The organism is Megasphaera geminata F0357 (assembly GCF_000239275.1).
GTDB classification, from domain to species: Bacteria; Bacillota; Negativicutes; order Veillonellales; family Megasphaeraceae; genus Megasphaera; species Megasphaera geminata.
Map to the genome: position 1 here is coordinate 21,123 of NZ_JH417567.1, position 18,472 is coordinate 39,594.

Genomic DNA, 18,472 nt, shown 5'->3' on the forward strand with positions numbered 1-18,472 from the left:
CTTTCCTCTAAATTGTCCTGCCTACAATTTTACGGGCACGGAAAAAACAATTTCTCTTTATAATAACAGTAATAGAATTGTACGCCTAAATTGTATCATACCGAAAAGGGGAAAATAAATGACCGATTTAACCGAAGGAAATGAATTAAAGACCATACTGTACTTTTCCGTCCCTATCTTTCTGGGAAACATATTTGAACAGTTATACAATGTAACGGATGCCGCCATTGTCGGGAATTTTATAGGTACGGAAGGTCTTGCCGCTGTCGGCGCCGGCGCTCAAATAGTCACGTTAACCGTATTTCTTTCCACAGGTATTTCAATCGGGGCAAGCGTGTTTATTTCCCGGCTCTACGGCTCGAAGCAATTTGAGGATATGAAGGAAGTGCTTGACACAAATTTGATCTTTACGGTACTGTTGGCCTTTATTCTGACCGTTTTGGGGATCCGCTGTTCCACGATCTTTTTAAAATGGTTAAGTGTCCCTCCGTCTCTGTTGTCCGATGCGGATACGTACTTAAAAATTATTTTTTCAGGACTGGTCCCGCTTTTTGCGTATAATACGCTGGCTAACAGTTTAAGAGGGGTCGGCGACTCCAAAACACCGACTTATATTCTAATAAGCTCCGTCTGCTTAAACGCTTTTTTAGACATCATTTTTATTGCCGTGTTCCGTTACGGCACTGCCGGCGCCGCCATAGCGACCGTACTGGCCCAGCTCTTTTCTTTTATCACTTGTTTACTCTATATGAATCGAAAATATCCGGAACTGGCGCTCCATATATTTCACTTAAAATGGAACCTGAGGAAATTATGCTCATCGTTAGCTGTCGGCATACCCGCCATGCTGCAGCAAACTTTTATCGGTTTCGGCTTTCTCGTCATTCAATTTCTGGTCAACAGTTTCGGAACAACGGCTATCGCGGCGTATACGGCGGCCTCTAAAGTAGATACTATCGCGGAAATGCCGGCCGTAAACCTCGGGCAGGCTCTGATGAATTTTACGGCGCAGAACAACGGCGCGGGAAAACCCGAGCGAATCCAAAAAGGAGGGAAGAACACCTTAGTTCTTTCAGTCATTATATCCGTTTGCACTTCGATTATCGTTTATATTTTTTCACCGCTGTTCATCTCTATTTTCGACCGGAATGCGGCAGTTATACAAATCGGCCGGCAATATTTGCATATCGTGTCCGTCTTTTACTTAATTTTCGGCGCGATGCAGGTGCTTAACGGATTATTACTGGGTTACGGGAAATCGGTACTGCCTTTGATCGCCTCCATCACCACATTCTGTCTTCTCCAGGTTCCCCTGGCCGTCCTGTTATCCCGCACCTCACTGGGTTTTAACGGCATCTGGCTGGCCACGCCGTTCGGCTGGACGGCAGGGTTTCTGATGCGTTTAATTTATTTCCGCTATATTTCAAAAAAATAAGCCGTTTATTTTACCGCCAGTTATGATACAAAGCCGTAACACGACTGTCCGGCGTTTTCCGCCTTTTATAATCCGGGTAAATACTTACGCGCCTTCTGAAAGCAGGCAATGGTCTTGGCATCGATGATTTCGTCGGCGTCGATCATGGCTTCCACTTCCTGTGGCGTATAGTATTCGATATTCATAAATTCATCTTCATCAAGATGCTGCATTCCCTTTTTCAAATTCCGGGCAAGATAGAAATAAATTTTTTCATTACAGAACCCGGGTGATGTGTAACTGTAGCCGAGTGAGATGAGTTCTCCCGTAACGCCGGCTTCTTCTTCCAGTTCACGGGCGGCGCAACAATCGGGCGATTCACCGTCCCGGTCGATTTTTCCGGCCGGGATTTCCAGCATGACCGTACCGGCGGCATAGCGATATTGGCGCACAAGGATAATTTTACCGTCCTCCGTTACCGGCATGATCGCACAAGCTCCTTTGTGCCAGACCACCTCACGCGTCGAGGTCCTGTCCGTACCGTTAATGCGGACCGTATCCACTGTCACATGCAGGATATTCCCGTCCATAATTTCCTTACGCTCTATCATTTTTTCACTGCTGATACTCATTTTTTTATTCTCCCCCTGTAAAAAAAGACGCCTGCCGCAGTACACATCATACTGCAGCGCGCCTTTTTCAGCTCTCCTATTTTCCCGTGCTGCCGATGCCGCCGGTACGTATCCCCGCGGCACTGTCATCGTCAACAGTAAGGTATTTCATGAAAATGCCCTGGCCGATACGTTCCCCCTTTTCAACGTGGTACGGTGTATCTGCCGTATTGTAATACGCAATCATATGTGCCCTTCATTGTCGGGATTGTTGTAGTAATCGCTGTCTACGATACCCGTACCGTTTGCCAGCATAAGCCCCTGCTTGAAGGCCAGTCCGGAGCGGATGAAAATCGACAGGTACTCGTCTTCTTCCATATACGCTTTCAATCCCGTCGGCACGACCGTAACCGCATGCGGTACGAGGACGACGGAAGCGGCCGCTTCCAGGTCATAACCGGCGCTGGCTTTTGTCTTACGCTGAGGAACGGTAATCCCCCGGCCGGCATAAGCCGTAACGATTTCAAATCCTCTTTGTCTCATAGCTTATCTCCGATGCCCGTTCCTGCGGTCACCGCGATCATTGCGGTCGCGGCTCTTGAAATCACCGTCTTCACCGGTAAGCACAACCTTGCGGGAAAGATTGATACGGCCCTGGCTGTCGATTTCAACGCATTTAACCATGATCTCGTCGCCGATGCTGACGACATCCTCCACTTTTTCGACCCGCTCAACGGCAAGCTGCGAAATATGCACAAGCCCTTCCTTCCCCGGCAATACTTCAACAAATGCGCCGAACGTCATAAGGCGTGTAACCTTACCGAGATATGTCTGTCCGACTTCAACATCTTTCGTCAGGCTTTCAATCCAGGCCTGTGCCTTTTGACCGCTTTCGCCGTCAACGGAAGCAATATATACGAGGCCCGAATCGTCGATATCTATTTTCGCACCCGTTTCTTCCGTAATCTGCTTGATTATCTTGCCGCCGGGCCCGATGACATCACGAATCTTGTCGGGGTTAATGTACATTGTAATAATACGCGGGGCATAAGGAGACAATTCCTTGCGCGGAGCATCAAGGACCTCCAGCATCTTATCCATAATATGGAGACGGCCTTCATGAGCCTGTTTGAGCGCCGTATCCAGAATTTCACGGCTGAGGCCTTTAATCTTGATGTCCATCTGGATGGCCGTCACGCCCCGTTTAGTGCCGGCAACTTTAAAGTCCATATCGCCGAGAGCGTCTTCCATACCCTGGATATCCGTCAGGATCGTAAAATCGTCGTCTTTCGTAACAAGTCCCATAGCCACCCCCGCGACGGGAGCCTTGATAGGGACGCCCGCATCCATGAGCGCCAGGGTCGAACCGCAGACACTGCCCATGGAACTGGAACCGTTCGATTCAAGGACCTCCGAAACGACACGGACGGCATAGGGAAATTCTTCTTCCGACGGCATAACCTGTACAAGCGCGCGTTCAGCCAGCTTGCCGTGGCCGATTTCACGGCGTCCCGGTCCGCGGGAAGACCGTGTTTCGCCGACACTGAAAGAAGGGAAATTATAGTGATGCATGTAACGGCGGTCCGTTTCCAGGCCTACGCCGTCGATATGCTGTGATTCCGACAGGGGCGCGAGCGTGGCAAAACTCAAAATCTGCGTCTGCCCGCGTGTAAAAAGGCCCGTGCCGTGCGTACGCCTGAAGAGACCGGCTTCACAGGAAACGGGACGCACTTCATTGACTTTACGGCCGTCCGGACGTATTTTATCAACAGCTATCATGTGGCGGACGATTTCCTTGATCATCTTTTGCGTAACCGCGGCCACATCGTTTTGATTATCGGGATATATGGAGGCGAAGTGCTCATAAATGTCCGTCTCAACGGCATTCATTTTTTCTTCCCGTTCCATCTTATCCGGCTCAAAGACAGCGTCCTTCATCTTTGCTTCGCCGTATGCATGTACCGCTTCCGCAATATCGGCGGGAACTTCTTTTTCAATAAATTCCTGTTTCGGTACGCTGATCTCGCCTAAGAAGGACAGCTGGAATTCGACAACCTTTTTGATTTCTTCATGAGCAAACATGATGGCGTCGAGGATGTCCGCCTCGGGAACCTCTTTGGCACCCCCTTCAACCATGAGGATAGCGTCCTTTGTGCCGGCTACGACGATGTCCATATCGCTGGCTTCACTCTGTGCGACTGTCGGGTTAATAACGAGCCGGCCGTCCACGCGGCCTACGCGTACGCCGGCGATCGGGCCGGCAAAGGGAATATGCGACATGCAAAGAGCAACGGAAGCGCCGATCATGGCGGCGATTTCCGGCGCGTTGTCGTGGTCGACGGCAAAGTCATAGGCCACGACGTGCACATCGTAACGATATGTCTTCGGGAAAAGCGGCCGGATCGGACGGTCGATGAGACGAGCAAACAATGTTGCCGATTCGGGCGGCTTGCCTTCCCGTTTGATAAAACCGCCGGGGATTTTACCGACAGCGTATAATTTTTCTTCATAGTCCACTGTCAACGGGAAAAAGTCCGCATCTTCACGCGCTTCTTTTGCCCCCGTAGCCGATACGAATACGGCCGTGTCACCGTAGCGGACCAACGCGGCACCGCTCGACTGTTTTGCCAGTTTGCCCACTTCAACGGTGAGCGGCCGGCCGGCAAAATCCATTTGGAATTTCTTTTCTTCCATTCCCTTTCCTCCTTAGAGCTTCTATCCAAAAAAGAGGCTGATGGTCTATACATCAGCCTCATTTCGTGCAATTATTTACGCAAATTGAGTTTTTCGAGAATAGCGCGGTAACGTTCCAAATTATGTTTTTGCAAGTATGCGAGCAAGTTACGGCGCTGACCGACGAGTTTCAATAAGCCGCGGCGGGATGCATGATCCTTTTTGTGGCTGCGGAGATGTTCCGTCAGATAAAGGATACGGCTCGTAAGGAGCGCGATCTGTACTTCCGGAGAACCCGTATCATTTTCATCCGCACCGAATTTGGTAACGATAGCCTTTTTTTCTTCTGCACTTAACATTATAATTCCTCCTATTAAAACAGAACCTTCACAAAGTACTGCGTGTTCGTCGGAGTGATCGACCCACCCGGTACCCGTATGACAGGAATCATTATAACACTACAGGCCTCTCCTGTAAAGAAAGAACCTTGTTTTCGCACGGTCAACGCAGCTTTGCGCCTAATTTCTCCTGTAATTCATCAAGGATCCCCTGAATCGGTTCCTGAATATCCTCATCCGATAACGTCCCTTCCGCCGAGCGGAACGTCAAGGCGAAGGCAAGGCTTACGTAACCGCGCGGCACCTGTTCTCCCGCATACATATCAAAGAGGTGTACGCCTTCCAGGTTTTTGCCGCCCTTTTTGCGAATAACGGCAAGTATATCTTCATGTCTTGTGCTGATCGGCACAAGGACCGCCAGATCGCGTGTAAGCGCCGGGAATTTGCCGACTTTATGGTAATCCGGGATAAGGTTGACGAGAGGCAGTATATTCTTCAAATACATTTCAAAAATATATACGGGGCCGGCAACATCATAGTTGTCGACAGCTTCGGGATGAAGTTCGCCGAAACGGCAGAGAACCTTTCCGTCTTTCACGTATTCCGCAGCCTTGCCGGGATGAAGGGGCGCATAGTCGGAAATCTGAAGTCCCGCTTCAATGCCCAGGCTGTCTAAAACGACTTCAACAAGGCCTTTCACATCGTAAAAATCGTAGTCTTCCGCCGTATACGGCCAGTTTGCACGGTGGCGTTTACCGTAAATAAGGCCGGCTACTTCCGTTTCTTCAGCCGGGAGTTCCGTAATCGGCAACGCTTTCGGACGATACGTCGCGGCAATTTCATAAATACCGACGGCATCATTCTTCACCGCCTGGTTACGGACGAGTACCTCCATAAGGGACGGCAACAGCGTCGTACGCATGAGCGGGAATTCTTCCGTAATGGGATTTAAAATGGGAACGGCCGTATAGTGCGCGTCCCCTTCCTCAAAAAGGAGTTTTTGCAATGATTCGTTGTTCATAAAGCTGAAAGTAACGGTTTCATTAAGGCCGCTGCGGCTGAGGACCGACGAAATATGCTCACGGACGGCATGTTCAAATCCTTCCTGCCCTTCAGAAATATTGCTGAGCGGACGGGTTGATTTAATGCGTTCATAGCCGTAAATACGAGCCACTTCTTCGGCAATATCGGGCATTTCCGCACAGTCCACACGCCAGGTCGGGACTGTTGCCGTCACGCTCTCACCCTGCACTTGCGTCGTAAAGCCGAGTGTTTCCAGAACGGCAATCATTTCTTTTTCTGAAATATCCGTGCCGAGGAAGGCATTGACCTGTTCGGCCGTAAACGGGATCCGGCGCACCTCCTGCGGGCGTACGTATTCATCGACGACGCCGGCGGCCACTTCACAGGCGCCCGTTTCCTGCAAGAGCTGAGCTGCCCGGTCCAGGGAGTGCACGCACCCTTCCGAATCGAGGCCGCGTTCGAAACGGGCCGAAGCTTCCGAACGAAGGCCGAGCGCGCGGCCGGTTTTACGGATGCCCGAACCTTTGAAAGAAGCGCATTCCAGGACAACCGTCGTCGTATTCTCCGTCACTTCCGAATCAAGGCCGCCCATAATACCGGCTACACAGGCAGCTTTTTCAGCGTCCGCAATGACAAGCATATCTTCCGTCAGCTCACGCGTTACATTATCCAACGTCGTAATTTTTTCACCCTTCCCGGCACGGCGGACAATGAGTTCATGTTCCGCCAGTTTATCATAATCGTACGCATGAAGCGGAATGCCGAATTCAAGCATCGTGTAGTTCGTGACATCAACGATGTTATTAATCGGACGCACGCCCGCCTTACGCAGGCGCTGCTGCATCCAGAAAGGCGACTTGCCCACTTTCACATGATAAAGAAGACGCGCCGCGTAACGGGCGCATAATTCGGGGGCGGCGACAGAAACCTTGAGTTTGCCGTCGATTTTTTCACGGCCTTCGGCAACGCGGGTCTTCGGCACGTGCGCTTTTCTGCCGCTCAAAACGGCGAATTCACGACTCAGGCCGACCATGCTGAAACAATCGGCACGGTTCGGCGTCAGTTCATATTCATAAACGATGTCGCGCAGGCCGGTCTGTTCGACGGCATCCGCCCCGAGAGGCGTGTCTTCCGGGAGGATCCAAATGCCCGTACGTTCTTCCGGCAAAAGCAGGCTGTCGTCAAGCCCCAATTCATGGGCAGAACAGAGCATGCCTTCCGACAATTCACCGCGGAGCCTGGATTTTTTTATTTTCACGCCGCCGGGCAGCACCGCACCGTGTACGGCAACGGGAACAACCTGCCCTTCGCGGACATTCGTCGCACCCGTTACGACGGTCAGTGCTTCAGTCCCCATATCAAGAGTGCAAATAACGAGCTTATCCGCATTGGGATGAGGCATGATTTTCGTAATCCTGCCGGTAATAATATTTTGAATGTCCCTGCCCCAGTATTCCACCCGTTCGACGGGAATCCCGGAGACGGTCAGCACGTCCGCGAATTCCTGAGGCGTGCGGCTCCTATCTATTTCTACATAGTCCTGCATCCATTCAAGTGAACTCTTCATCTTCCGTACCTCCTAAAACTGATTCAAGAAACGCATATCATTTTCGTAGAACAGGCGCAGGTCATCAATACCGTATTTGAGCATGGCAATGCGTTCCACTCCCATACCGAAGGCAAAGCCGTTCACCTTATCCGGATCATAGCCGTTCAAACGCAATACATTCGGGTGCACCATACCGCAGCCGAGGATTTCGAGCCAGCCCGTATGTGAGCACACACGACAGCCTTCACCGCCGCACATGACGCAGGAAATATCAACTTCCGCACTCGGTTCCGTAAAAGGGAAGAAACTGGCACGGAACCGGACATGTGTCTGCTGTCCGAAAATTTCTCTGAGAAAGTCTTCCAGCATGCCTTTCAAGTCGGAGAAACGGATATTTTCATCGACAATAAGCCCTTCCATCTGATGGAATACGGGCGAGTGAGTCGCATCATAATCCCAACGATAGACTTTGCCGGGAACGATGACCTTGACCGGTTCATTCGGGGTATGAGCCTGCAGTGTACGGGCCTGCATCGGCGACGTATGCGTCCGAAGGAGGATTTTTTCCGTAATGTACATGGAATCCTGCATATCCCGCGCCGGATGGTCATCAGGAAAATTGAGGCACCGGAAATTGTAGTAATCATCTTCGATTTCAGGGCCTTCGGCAATGGAGAAGCCCATGTGCAGGAAGGCCTGCTCCATTTCCCGGCGGATCAGATGCAGCGGATGTTCATGCCCTATGACAGGTTTCCTGCCGGGCAACGTGATATCGACTGTCTCCGCTTCGATCTTTGCCGCCATGGCCGCAGCTTTTAATTCTTCCATCTTTTTGTCCAGACATTCTTCAATAGCCTCCCGTGCCGTATTGACCATCTGGCCCACCTGCGGCCGTTCTTCCGGCGAGAGGTCCTTGAGTGTCTTCATAAGGGATGTGAGTTCGCCTTTTTTCCCTAAATACCTGACGCGAATATTCTGAACGTCCTGCAAGACGGTGCTGTCATTAAGTTGTTCATTAACGGCCGCTTTAATCGCTTCAATCGTATCCTTAATCATACAATACCTCCTGAAAAAATAACGGACCTCCGCCCGGAAAGGGGCGAAGGTCTCGCGGTACCACCCTAATTGTATCTCTTCTCTTCTATAACGGGAAGACCCGCTCCGCCTACTGGTCGGTTCAGCAAAGAGCTCAAAAGGGAATCATACGACCTATCGCGCGGCACTCTCAATCATTGATGCCGCTTCCTGTAAACGATATTCCGTCATATGCTGTCTTTCTCATAGCCGTTTATTCAAATTAATATATGTATTGTATCAATAGAGCGTTTTATTTGCAATAACCAATCGTTGAATCTGGTTCGTGCCTTCATAAATCTGCATGATTTTTGCATCGCGCATATATTTTTCTACAGGATATTCTTTCATATATCCGTAGCCGCCCATAACCTGCACGGCATCGACGGTAACCTGCATAGCCACATCGGAAGCATTGCACTTGGCAATAGCGGCTTCACGGCTGAAATCCAGTCCCTCGTCTTTCATCCAGCAGGCACGTTGCACAAGCAGGCGCGCACCTTCAATCTTCATAGCCATATCGGCAATCATGGCCTGAACCATCTGGAAGGAGGCAATCGGTTTATCGAACTGTACACGTACTTTCGCATATTCCGAGCAAGCGCGGAAAGCCGCTTCGGCAATACCGACAGATACGGCACCGACGAAAGGACGGGCCGCATCAAGCGTGTTCATGGCGATACGGAACCCCTGGCCTTCACGGCCGAGCCGGTTTGCCACAGGCACGAAGCAATCCTGAAAAATAAGTTCCGTCGTGTTGGAAGCGCGAATTCCCATTTTATTTTCAGCTTTGCCTATTGTAAAACCGGGCGTTCCCTTCCTGACAATAAAAGCCGTCAAGCCCCGGATACCGCCGCCTTTGCGCGTATTGGCGAAAACCACGAACACTTCGGCAAGAGCGCCGTTGGTAATAAAGCACTTCGTACCGTTTAACAGGTACCCGCCGCCGTCCTCCGTCTTACGGGCCTGCGTCGACACGGAGCCCGCATCGGAGCCCGTACCCGGTTCAGTCAACGCAAAAGCGGCCAGGTGATCGTTGTTGATGATGTCAAAATAACGTTTTTTCAGGCCATGATTGCCGGCAATAATAACGGGATACGAAGCAAGCGCATTGGCGGCGACAGTCGTTGCCGTGCCGGCACAGCCCTTGCCCAACTCTTCATAAATGGCGGCAATAGTAACCGCGTCAAGGCCGGAACCGCCGAATTCTTCGGGGATAGCAACGCCGAGCAAACCCTGGGCTGCCAGTTTATCCAGCAAGCCTTCGCGAAGCGCTTCCGTTTCGTCCATTTCCAAGGCGTACGGTTTGATTTCCTTTTCCACCAAATCACGCACGACTTTGATAATTTCCTTTTGTTCGTCGTTATAAGCAAAATCCATGTCGTTACCCAACCTTCCGTTTTAAATACTACTGTTCACCCGGTTTCTTCAAGATGTAAAACGATGCGCGCCCTTTGACGACAATCCGGCCGTCAGCGTCATAAATGACCGCTTCCGTCAGATTGGTATCGTCGCCTTCCCGCACGACAGTCCCTACACCGCGGATACATTCACCGGCACGTACATGCCGCACGTAATTCATGTTAATTTCCAATGTCGTTACACTGTATCCCAGGGTACGGCAGCTAAATCCCATGAGCGTATCACAAAAAGCCATCATCAATCCCGGTGCGGCGACGCCTTTGGCATCACAAAAGCGCTGCTCGACAGGGAAATCTATCGTTACTTCACCGCCGTTTAAATCCGCGACCTGACAGGGCAAATTCTGAAAATACGGAGTCCCGTCGTATATTTGTTTGAGCGTTGCCAACAGGATACGTTTCTCTTCGGCAGTCAATGTTTTTAAGGCCATTTTCCATTTCCTGTTCTTCCGGTGACGAGAAATGTTCCCTTGCCGTGTGCCAAATAGCGATTTTTATTGTCATAAAAATCGCAGAGGAGCACCGCTGTCGTACGGCCGCAGTGAATCGCCGCCGCCCTGACGATTATATCCGTACCGGCAATCCCCGGCCGCAAATGATTTAAGGACATATCAAGCAATCTGACCTTCCGGCCTGCCATGAGACACGCTTTTTCCATAGCCGACGCGGCCATGCCGTAAAAAACGCCGCCGTAAAGGGTGCCGTTCGGATTATCCCATGCGGAGCCGTTATTATGAAAAACAAGAGTTACGGCCGTCTCGTCGGCTTCTTCAATATGAAATTCCATATAGCGGTCAAAAAAGCTTTGCTGCCGGTCGTATTCCGCCGCATTTAGTGGGCGAGTCATAAAAAAACATTGCCGCCTTCCTGCAAATATTATAAATACGTTTATTATTTTACTATAGCCTTCTTTGTTCGTCAAACACGAAAAAGGCTTAACTGTCCCGATTATGACACAAAAAAGAACTGCCGGAGCAGTTCTTTTCGTAAAACACGCCTGACCTGGTTTTTACCCCCACACTCGCCTGCCGGAGGGTTCGCTCGTAAACTGCCGTTCCCCACTACTGCCTCTCTCGCTTTTCGCGGCAGGTCTTACTTCTAGGCCGCACTATGATCAGGCCCGTATCGGAGCCCTTACGTGGATCGCTTTGCCTGCGGCTGGCATCGACTTTCAACCACAGCACGTGTCAGTTTATTATAACACATTTATACTCATGCCCGGAAAGAAATATATTTCTAAAACTTATCCCATAATGAAAGGCCTGTTGCCCTTTACAAAAGAACAACATACAGAACCGCTCTCAAAACAATCGCACGGACCAGATTGGCGGAACCGTTACAGCAGATTTTCATTTACAAAAATCCCCCTGCCGTATATAGCAAGGGGACAGTTCTTTCAAGCTTATTTCGCATAGTCGACCATACGTGTTTCTCTGATGATGACAACCTTGATCTGACCGGGATATTCCAATTCCGCTTCGATACGTTTCGCCACTTCGTGGCAGAGAATCGTGCAATCGTCTTCATTTAATTTTTCCGGTTTTACCATAACGCGGATTTCTCTGCCCGCCTGAATAGCAAAACACTCTTCTACGCCGTCAAAGGATTTGGCGATTTCTTCAAGTTTTGCCAACCGCTTCAGATAATTTTCCAACGTTTCACGACGCGCTCCCGGCCGTGCCGCCGAAACGGCGTCGGCTGCAGCAACTAAGACAGCTTCCACAGACGTTGCTTCTTCATCGCCGTGATGGGAAGCAATACAGTTGATTACGGCCTTTGACTCGCCGTATTTTTTTGCAACATCGATACCGATAGATACGTGCGTGCCTTCCAAATCATGATCCAGCGCTTTTCCGATATCATGAATCAAACCGCCGCGACGGGCCAGGTTGACATCAACACCCAATTCGACCGCCATAATACCGGCAAGCTGCGATACTTCAATGGAGTGCCGCAGGACGTTTTGCCCGTAGCTTGTACGATAACACAAACGGCCCAACGTCTTGATCATTTCCGGATGCAGTCCGTGTACTCCCGCTTCATACGTCGCCTGTTCACCGGCTTCGCGAATCTTCTGACTGATTTCTTTACGGGCTTTCTCCACCATTTCTTCAATGCGCGCCGGATGAATCCGTCCGTCGACGATGAGTTTTTCCAAAGCCAGGCGCGCCACTTCGCGACGAATAGGATCGAAGCAGGAAAGGATAACCGCTTCCGGCGTATCGTCGATAATCAAATCAACGCCCGTAAGGGTTTCGATGGCACGAATATTACGGCCTTCACGGCCGATAATACGGCCTTTCATTTCATCATTCGGCAGGGATACAACGGAAACCGTCGTCTCCGCCACATGATCGGCGGCACAACGCTGGATGGCAAGAGAAATGATTTCGAGGGACTTCTGCTCCGCCTCTTCCTTCGCTTCTTCTTCAAGACTCTTGATAAGCTGAGCCGTTTCATGTTTTATTTCATTTTTAACGTCGGCAAGAAGCAGTTCTTTAGCATCGTCATAAGACAATCCGGAAATACGTTCCAACTCCGCCAGCTGCTGCTCGTGCAAGCGGTCGATTTTCTCCTGTGCCTTAGCGACTTCCCCCTCTTTACGGATGAGGGATTCTTCCTTTTTTTCGATAGAATCCGTTTTCTTGTCCAGGTGTTCTTCTTTTTGGAGCAGCCGGCGTTCCAAACGCTGCAATTCGGAGCGGCGTTCTTTATTATCACGTTCCGCGTCAGCGCGCAACTTATGGATTTCCTCTTTACCTTCCAGGATAAGTTCTTTCTTCTGAGCTTCTCCATCTTGCTTAGCCGCGCCGATAATACGGCTTGCTTCCGCTTCAGCACTGCCCAATTTGCTTTCCGCAATCTTCAGACGGTAAAAGTAACCGGCGCCGAGACCGATAACACCGCAGCCTACAGCTGCGACAATAACTTCCGTCATTATAAATATTCACCTCCTTTTCACAAAAAAAGCCGAACCCGTGTCCGGCTTTTCTAGGATGAGAGTCTCATAATTTCATCATTTTTCAAAAAACCATCATGATCGCATATAAATACCAGTATAATGTACCGGTCACGTTTATTGTAAAATTTTTTCACTCTTCTGTCAAGGTAACAAAGTCGGCCAAAACGGCTTGTACAGCCGTTATCGAAAACCCCCGGTTCTGTAAAAAACGAGCGATTTTCCGTTGATCCGCGCCGCCGTTTTTAAATGTTTTCCTCGTCAGGGCAAGGGCCGTCACCGTCTCGTCAAAAGGTTCCCGTTCGTCCGGAACGGACAGGTCCCGCAAACGTAATCTGTTGCAAATATAGGCATGTCCGTACTGCGCTTTTTTTACATAGTAACGGTAAACTGCTTCAGCCAGCCTTTCGTCGTCAATAAACCGCTCTTCTTTGAGTTTTTCTACGACTTCATCAATGACGGCTTCCGGCATCCCGCGGCGCAAAAGCTTGCGCCGCAGCTCGTTTTCGCTGAGAAAACGCACGTTCAAAAGACGTAAGGCCGCGCCGTAACATTCTTTATATTCCATAGTTTTATTCGGCGTCATCATCAAGACGGGGCTGATCCGCCAGAACTTCGTCAAACTTTTCCGGTTCCGCCACGAGTGTATCACGGATAATTTGCTCGATTTCTTCCGCCACTTCGGGATGTTCTTTAAGGAACATCTTTACATTTTCTTTCCCCTGTCCGAGCCGTTCACCCTTATACGAGTACCAGGTACCGCTCTTTTCAAGGATTTCCATGGACGATCCCAGATCAAGAAGCGTGCCTTCTTTGGAAATGCCGGTACCGTACATAATATCCACTTCACAATTGCGAAACGGCGGGGCCACTTTATTCTTGACCACTTTAACGCGCGCCCTGTTGCCCATGACGTCGCCGCCGACTTTAATCGCCTCGCCTTTACGTATTTCCATGCGGACGGATGCATAGAATTTCAGAGCGCGCCCGCCTGTTGTCGTTTCGGGGTTGCCGAACATGACACCCACTTTTTCACGAAGCTGGTTAATGAAGATGACAATGGCTTTGGACTTGGCAATGATACCTGTCAGCTTCCGCAGCGCCTGGCTCATAAGCCGCGCCTGCAGACCGACGTGCGAATCACCCATTTCGCCCTCTATTTCCGCTTTCGGCACAAGCGCCGCTACGGAGTCGACGACAATAATATCCACCGCGCCGCTGCGGACGAGCTCTTCCGTAATTTCCAGAGCCTGTTCGCCGTTATCGGGCTGAGAGATAAGGAGATCCGCCGTATCGACGCCAAGATGGCGGGCATAAACCGGATCAAGCGCATGCTCCGCATCAATAAAGGCCGCTATACCGCCGGCCTTTTGCGCCGACGCGATGGCATGGAGCGCCAAGGTCGTCTTGCCGGATGATTCGGGGCCGTAAATTTCGATAACGCGGCCGCGCGGATAACCGCCGACACCGACGGCCAGATCAACGGCAAGCGACCCGGATGAAATAACTTCCAGATTCATTTTTTCCGCCAAATCGCCAAGCCGCATAATCGCGCCCTTACCGAAATCTTTTTCAATTTTTTTCATGGCATTTTCCAATGCCGTCTGCTTCGCTTCCATATGGTTCCTCCTTACGAATATTCCGACAGATACTGCGCAAGACATAGAAGACAGCCTTCATGGCCGCCCGTTCCTTAACTTCGATTCTGTTGCCGGGAAAGATATTCTTATGCACTGTCGTCCCCCACGGCCCGTCAACCCCTATATACACAAGGCCTGCGGGCTTTTCGGCCGTACCGCCGTCGGGACCGGCAATACCCGTCGTGCTGACGGCAATGTCGCTATGGTAAAGAACACGGCTGCCGCGAGCCATTTCGGCAGCCGTTTCTTCACTGACCGCCGTATAAAGACGCAATGTTTCTTCCGATACGCCCAATACGCTTACCTTGACCCTGTCCTGATAGGTTCCGGCAGAGCCGAGGAAATAGGCCGAGCTGCCGGCAATATCCGTTATATAGGAACCGACGAGACCGCCTGTGCACGATTCGGCACCGCTCACAGTCAGGCCTTTTTTCAGAAGGACGCGGCCGAGAGCCGCCGCAACGGACTCATCGTCATAGGTAACGATGACATTCGGCAAGCGGCTGCACAGTTTTTCCCGCATCGGCAGGACAAGCGCTTTTGCCGCCTGTTCATCCGCCGCTTTTGCCGTAATGCGCACTTCCACGAAGCCGATACGCGCATACATGGCGATGGTCGGATTGGACTGCTCTTTAACGAGATCCATAATCGTGTCTTCAATGCGCGCTTCACCCATGTCGTAAATTTTCATATACGACGAATAAATATATCCCTGCGAGCCGAAAAGACGCTGTAAATACGGTTTCACCCGATAATCGAAGACCCAGCGCATTTCCGCCGGCGGGCCGGGCAGGTGGATGAGCAACTTGCCGCCCTTATAAAGGGCCGTTCCGGGTGCCGTGCCGGCGCCGTTCTCAAGGACTTCCGCCCCTTCGGGAATCATGGCCTGCCGGCGCTGATTACCCGTCAGATCCCGTTCGGGATGCCGCAGCTTGATCCATGAGGTGACGGTCTGCATGACATCCTCGCGAAAGACAAGAGGCACTTCCATGACTTCGGCACCGACAAGTTTCGTCATATCGCCCTGCGTCGGTCCCAGACCGCCTGTAGTAATCACAATATCTGTGCGTGCCAAGGCGGTTCGCAACACACTTTCCATGCGGGCGGGATTATCGCCGACCGTGGTCTGATAGACGACGGAATACCCCATCTGGTTGAGTTGCTGCGACAGATAGCGCACATTTTCATTTATAATTTCACCGAGCAGGAGCTCCGACCCGGTAGTTACAAGTTCAACCAACAATTTTTCTGCACCTCTGTATCATACCCGTTCGGCAATGACCATCATACGCAAATCCCTGGACGACTTTAACGAGAATAATGTCACCCGCATTCAGTTCCTCGCCGTTTTCGACATAGGTCAGGCCGTCCACCTCGGGAGCCTGAATATCCAAACGTCCCACGGCCTGTAAACGGCCGCCTTCTTCTGTCAGTTCTTCCACGATAAAAGGATGAACCGTTCCTTCCAGTTCTCTGTTGCGTTCTTCCGAAACCTTCGCCTGAATTGCCATCAGCCGATGGTACCGTTCTTCTTTGACTTCTTCAGGAACCTGGTCCGCCATCTTGGCAGCCGGCGTGCCTTCTTCCTGTGAATAGGTGAATACGCCTACTGCATCGAACTTCGTCCGTTCCACAAAATCACAAAGTTCCCTGAATTCTTCTTCCGTTTCACCGGGAAAGCCGACGATAAAAGTGGAACGAAGCGCAAGTTTACGCCCCCGCTGCGTCAATTTCCCGACAAGTTTCAATACGTCCGCCTTTGTATCACGACGATTCATGCGTGTCAGGACGTCCTGCGAAATATGTTGAAGCGGCAAGTCGACGTAAGGACAGATTTTATCTTCCTTAACGATAAGCTCCATCAGTTCATCCGTAAAATAATGCGGATAGAGATAAAAGAGGCGGATCCATTTGACGCCGTCAATTTTAACAAGCTCTTTTAAAAGCTCCGCCAACAAGGACTTGCCTGCCAAATCGACACCATAGCTCGTTGTATCCTGGGCGATAAGATTGATTTCCTTCACGCCGTTTGCTGCCAAGCGTTTCACTTCCGTTACAATCGATTCTGTCGGACGGCTGTAAAGAGGCCCGCGCACATGCGGGATGATACAAAAGGTGCAGCCGTTATTACAACCCTCGCCGATTTTAACGTATGCGCTGTACACGGGCGTCGTTAAAACCCGGCTCGTATCCTGGTCGTAAAGATGGCTTACGTCATCCATAAAACAAGCCCGTTTACCCGTTTTTGCCGCCGTAACGGCTTCCCAAACGCGATCCCATGACCCCGTCCCCAAAAGGGCATCCACTTCGGGCAATTCTTTCATTAATTCCTGTTGATACTGTTGACTGAGACATCCCGTGACGATGAGGATTTTACATCTTCCTTCCGTCTTATAACGGCCCGCCTCAAGAATTGCCTGAACGGACTCTTCTTTCGCCTTTTCGATAAATGTACATGTATTGACAATAATGATATCCGCATCGCGCATGTCTTCAGTCATGCTCATGTGATGATCCCGTAAAATCCCGAGCATGACTTCTGTATCAATTAAGTTTTTTGAACAGCCCAGGCTGACAAACGCTAATTTCTCCATTAACCGTCCCTTCCAAATCTGATCGTCCGTATCCACCAGTCCTGCATGGCTCTGCGGTCTTTATCATTATAATGCTTCACTGTTTTGAAAAATACCGGTCCCTGTTGCTTCGAATCTGCCTGTACGGCAATAGCACTGTTGGCAAAATTGAACTGCATGCGATTTTTCCGCAACACGTCCGCCGCCTCAAGAGAAAGAAGCCAATCAATAAACTTGCCCGTTTCTTCCTCGTCGGAGCACCATCTGGTCGCCGCTGCACCGATAAGCCAGTAGGCCGTGCCGTCCTGCGGGTAAACCACAAAAACGGGCGCACCGTCGAAACGATATTGACGCGCCGTCACGGCATCGACAACACCTGCCTGCGCCTCACCGCCGGCGACGCGATGCATGACGGGCGCCATTGTCTTGGAATAAGCGCCGATACGGGTCTGAAGACTGCGGAAATAAAGTTCCGCTCTTTCCTGCCCGTGAAGTTCCACATATTCACAAAGGAAACGGCCCGCAATATCCGTCGCCGCCAAATCGGGAAAACTTATAACCATATTGGCGTCAGTTAAAAGATCGCTCCACGTATTGATATTACTGCCGCCCATATTATAGTAATCACGGTTAATGACAAAGACGAGCGGATCATACCAAAGGCCGATCCAGGCACCGGCATCGTCCTTTAATTCATGCGGCACTTCATCCGTTACATACGATGTATACGGAATGAACGCGCCTTGAAGACGGCCTGCATAAAGTGTGTCCTCCGAAGCAATAACCGCATCGGGAAGCCGATTTTCCTTCGGGTTTCGGATAGCGCGCTGTAATTCATCTTCCGTCATGGTCATAATATAGGCGCGTAATCCCGTGTCTTTGTAAAAGGCTGCCGCCAGATCCTGATTAACTTGTCCGGGCATATCCGAATAAACGACGAGGTGCCGTTCTTTCTCATACATTTCCCGGGCAGCCAGCTGTTGTTGCCGTTCCTGCTGTATGTACACGCCGGCCCAGAGAACGGCGGCTATAAACACTATCATCCCTATAAAGGGGATATATCGTTTCATTCGTTCTATCTCCTGCATATATCGTTTCGACGGTGCGTTTCACGAGTATTTTCATCCTGTACATATCGACTTCAGTCGTCACGCGTCCTTTATACCGTTATACAACAAATCCGACATGACGGTCTCT

15 protein-coding genes and 1 pseudogene are annotated in these 18,472 nt (G+C 50.6%); 1 reads left to right on the forward strand and 15 read right to left on the reverse strand.

All coding sequences use genetic code 11. From position 1 onward, the window contains the following. Positions 1-118 precede the first annotated feature (118 nt). Entirely contained in the window at positions 119-1,435 is a 1,317-nt protein-coding gene (locus tag HMPREF0080_RS00925) for an MATE family efflux transporter (protein ID WP_006789210.1), read from the forward strand. A 65-nt stretch (positions 1,436-1,500) separates the two neighbouring features. Here HMPREF0080_RS00925 and HMPREF0080_RS00930 read toward each other — a convergent pair whose 3' ends face one another. The 15 genes and pseudogenes from HMPREF0080_RS00930 to HMPREF0080_RS01000 all read right to left on the reverse strand — a co-directional run bounded on the left by HMPREF0080_RS00930 (position 1,501) and on the right by HMPREF0080_RS01000 (position 18,345). Beyond that, complete coding sequence (locus tag HMPREF0080_RS00930; RefSeq protein WP_040346764.1) at positions 1,501-2,046, reverse strand: NUDIX hydrolase; 546 nt, start codon at positions 2,044-2,046, stop codon at positions 1,501-1,503. A 76-nt stretch (positions 2,047-2,122) separates the two neighbouring features. Beyond that, a pseudogene (locus HMPREF0080_RS00935) lies at positions 2,123-2,568 on the reverse strand (dCTP deaminase/dUTPase family protein). Positions 2,569-2,571: 3 nt separating this feature from the next. Next, on the reverse strand, positions 2,572-4,719 hold the full coding sequence (locus HMPREF0080_RS00940; RefSeq protein WP_006789214.1) for a polyribonucleotide nucleotidyltransferase: 2,148 nt from the start codon (positions 4,717-4,719) through the stop codon (positions 2,572-2,574). A gap of 71 nt (positions 4,720-4,790) precedes the next feature. Then, on the reverse strand, positions 4,791-5,057 hold the full coding sequence (gene rpsO / locus HMPREF0080_RS00945) for a 30S ribosomal protein S15 (protein WP_006789215.1): 267 nt from the start codon (positions 5,055-5,057) through the stop codon (positions 4,791-4,793). A 142-nt stretch (positions 5,058-5,199) separates the two neighbouring features. After that, positions 5,200-7,626 (reverse strand): phenylalanine--tRNA ligase subunit beta, encoded by a 2,427-nt coding sequence (pheT, locus tag HMPREF0080_RS00950; RefSeq protein ID WP_006789216.1) that lies wholly within the window; start codon positions 7,624-7,626, stop codon positions 5,200-5,202. A gap of 12 nt (positions 7,627-7,638) precedes the next feature. Next, entirely contained in the window at positions 7,639-8,664 is a 1,026-nt protein-coding gene (pheS, locus tag HMPREF0080_RS00955; RefSeq protein WP_006789217.1) for a phenylalanine--tRNA ligase subunit alpha, read from the reverse strand. 258 nt (positions 8,665-8,922) lie between these two features. Beyond that, positions 8,923-10,062 carry an acyl-CoA dehydrogenase family protein gene (locus HMPREF0080_RS00960; protein ID WP_006789218.1) on the reverse strand — a complete coding sequence of 380 codons (1,140 nt, stop codon included), beginning with the start codon at positions 10,060-10,062 and terminating at the stop codon, positions 8,923-8,925. A 28-nt stretch (positions 10,063-10,090) separates the two neighbouring features. Further along, complete coding sequence (locus tag HMPREF0080_RS00965; protein WP_006789219.1) at positions 10,091-10,534, reverse strand: PaaI family thioesterase; 444 nt, start codon at positions 10,532-10,534, stop codon at positions 10,091-10,093. Next, entirely contained in the window at positions 10,525-10,950 is a 426-nt protein-coding gene (locus HMPREF0080_RS00970) for a PaaI family thioesterase (RefSeq protein ID WP_006789220.1), read from the reverse strand. Before HMPREF0080_RS00970 ends, HMPREF0080_RS00965 begins: the two co-directional genes overlap by 10 nt. Positions 10,951-11,505: 555 nt before the next feature. Beyond that, a complete protein-coding gene (rny, locus tag HMPREF0080_RS00975; protein WP_006789222.1) occupies positions 11,506-13,041 on the reverse strand; it encodes a ribonuclease Y in 1,536 nt (511 codons plus the stop codon). Positions 13,042-13,195: 154 nt separating this feature from the next. Beyond that, positions 13,196-13,684, reverse strand: coding sequence for a regulatory protein RecX (locus tag HMPREF0080_RS00980; protein WP_245527180.1), 489 nt, complete (start codon positions 13,682-13,684; stop codon positions 13,196-13,198). After that, positions 13,635-14,681: a recombinase RecA gene (gene recA, locus HMPREF0080_RS00985; protein ID WP_006789224.1), complete on the reverse strand. Its 1,047-nt coding sequence runs from the start codon at positions 14,679-14,681 to the stop codon at positions 13,635-13,637. Before recA ends, HMPREF0080_RS00980 begins: the two co-directional genes overlap by 50 nt. Continuing rightward, entirely contained in the window at positions 14,635-15,945 is a 1,311-nt protein-coding gene (locus tag HMPREF0080_RS00990; protein ID WP_050808793.1) for a competence/damage-inducible protein A, read from the reverse strand. Before HMPREF0080_RS00990 ends, recA begins: the two co-directional genes overlap by 47 nt. Further along, on the reverse strand, positions 15,935-17,296 hold the full coding sequence (rimO, locus tag HMPREF0080_RS00995) for a 30S ribosomal protein S12 methylthiotransferase RimO (RefSeq protein WP_006789226.1): 1,362 nt from the start codon (positions 17,294-17,296) through the stop codon (positions 15,935-15,937). The genes HMPREF0080_RS00990 and rimO overlap by 11 nt, the downstream gene beginning before the upstream one ends. Beyond that, positions 17,296-18,345 carry an ABC transporter substrate-binding protein gene (locus HMPREF0080_RS01000; protein WP_040346722.1) on the reverse strand — a complete coding sequence of 350 codons (1,050 nt, stop codon included), beginning with the start codon at positions 18,343-18,345 and terminating at the stop codon, positions 17,296-17,298. The genes rimO and HMPREF0080_RS01000 overlap by 1 nt, the downstream gene beginning before the upstream one ends. Positions 18,346-18,472: the final 127 nt, after the last annotated feature.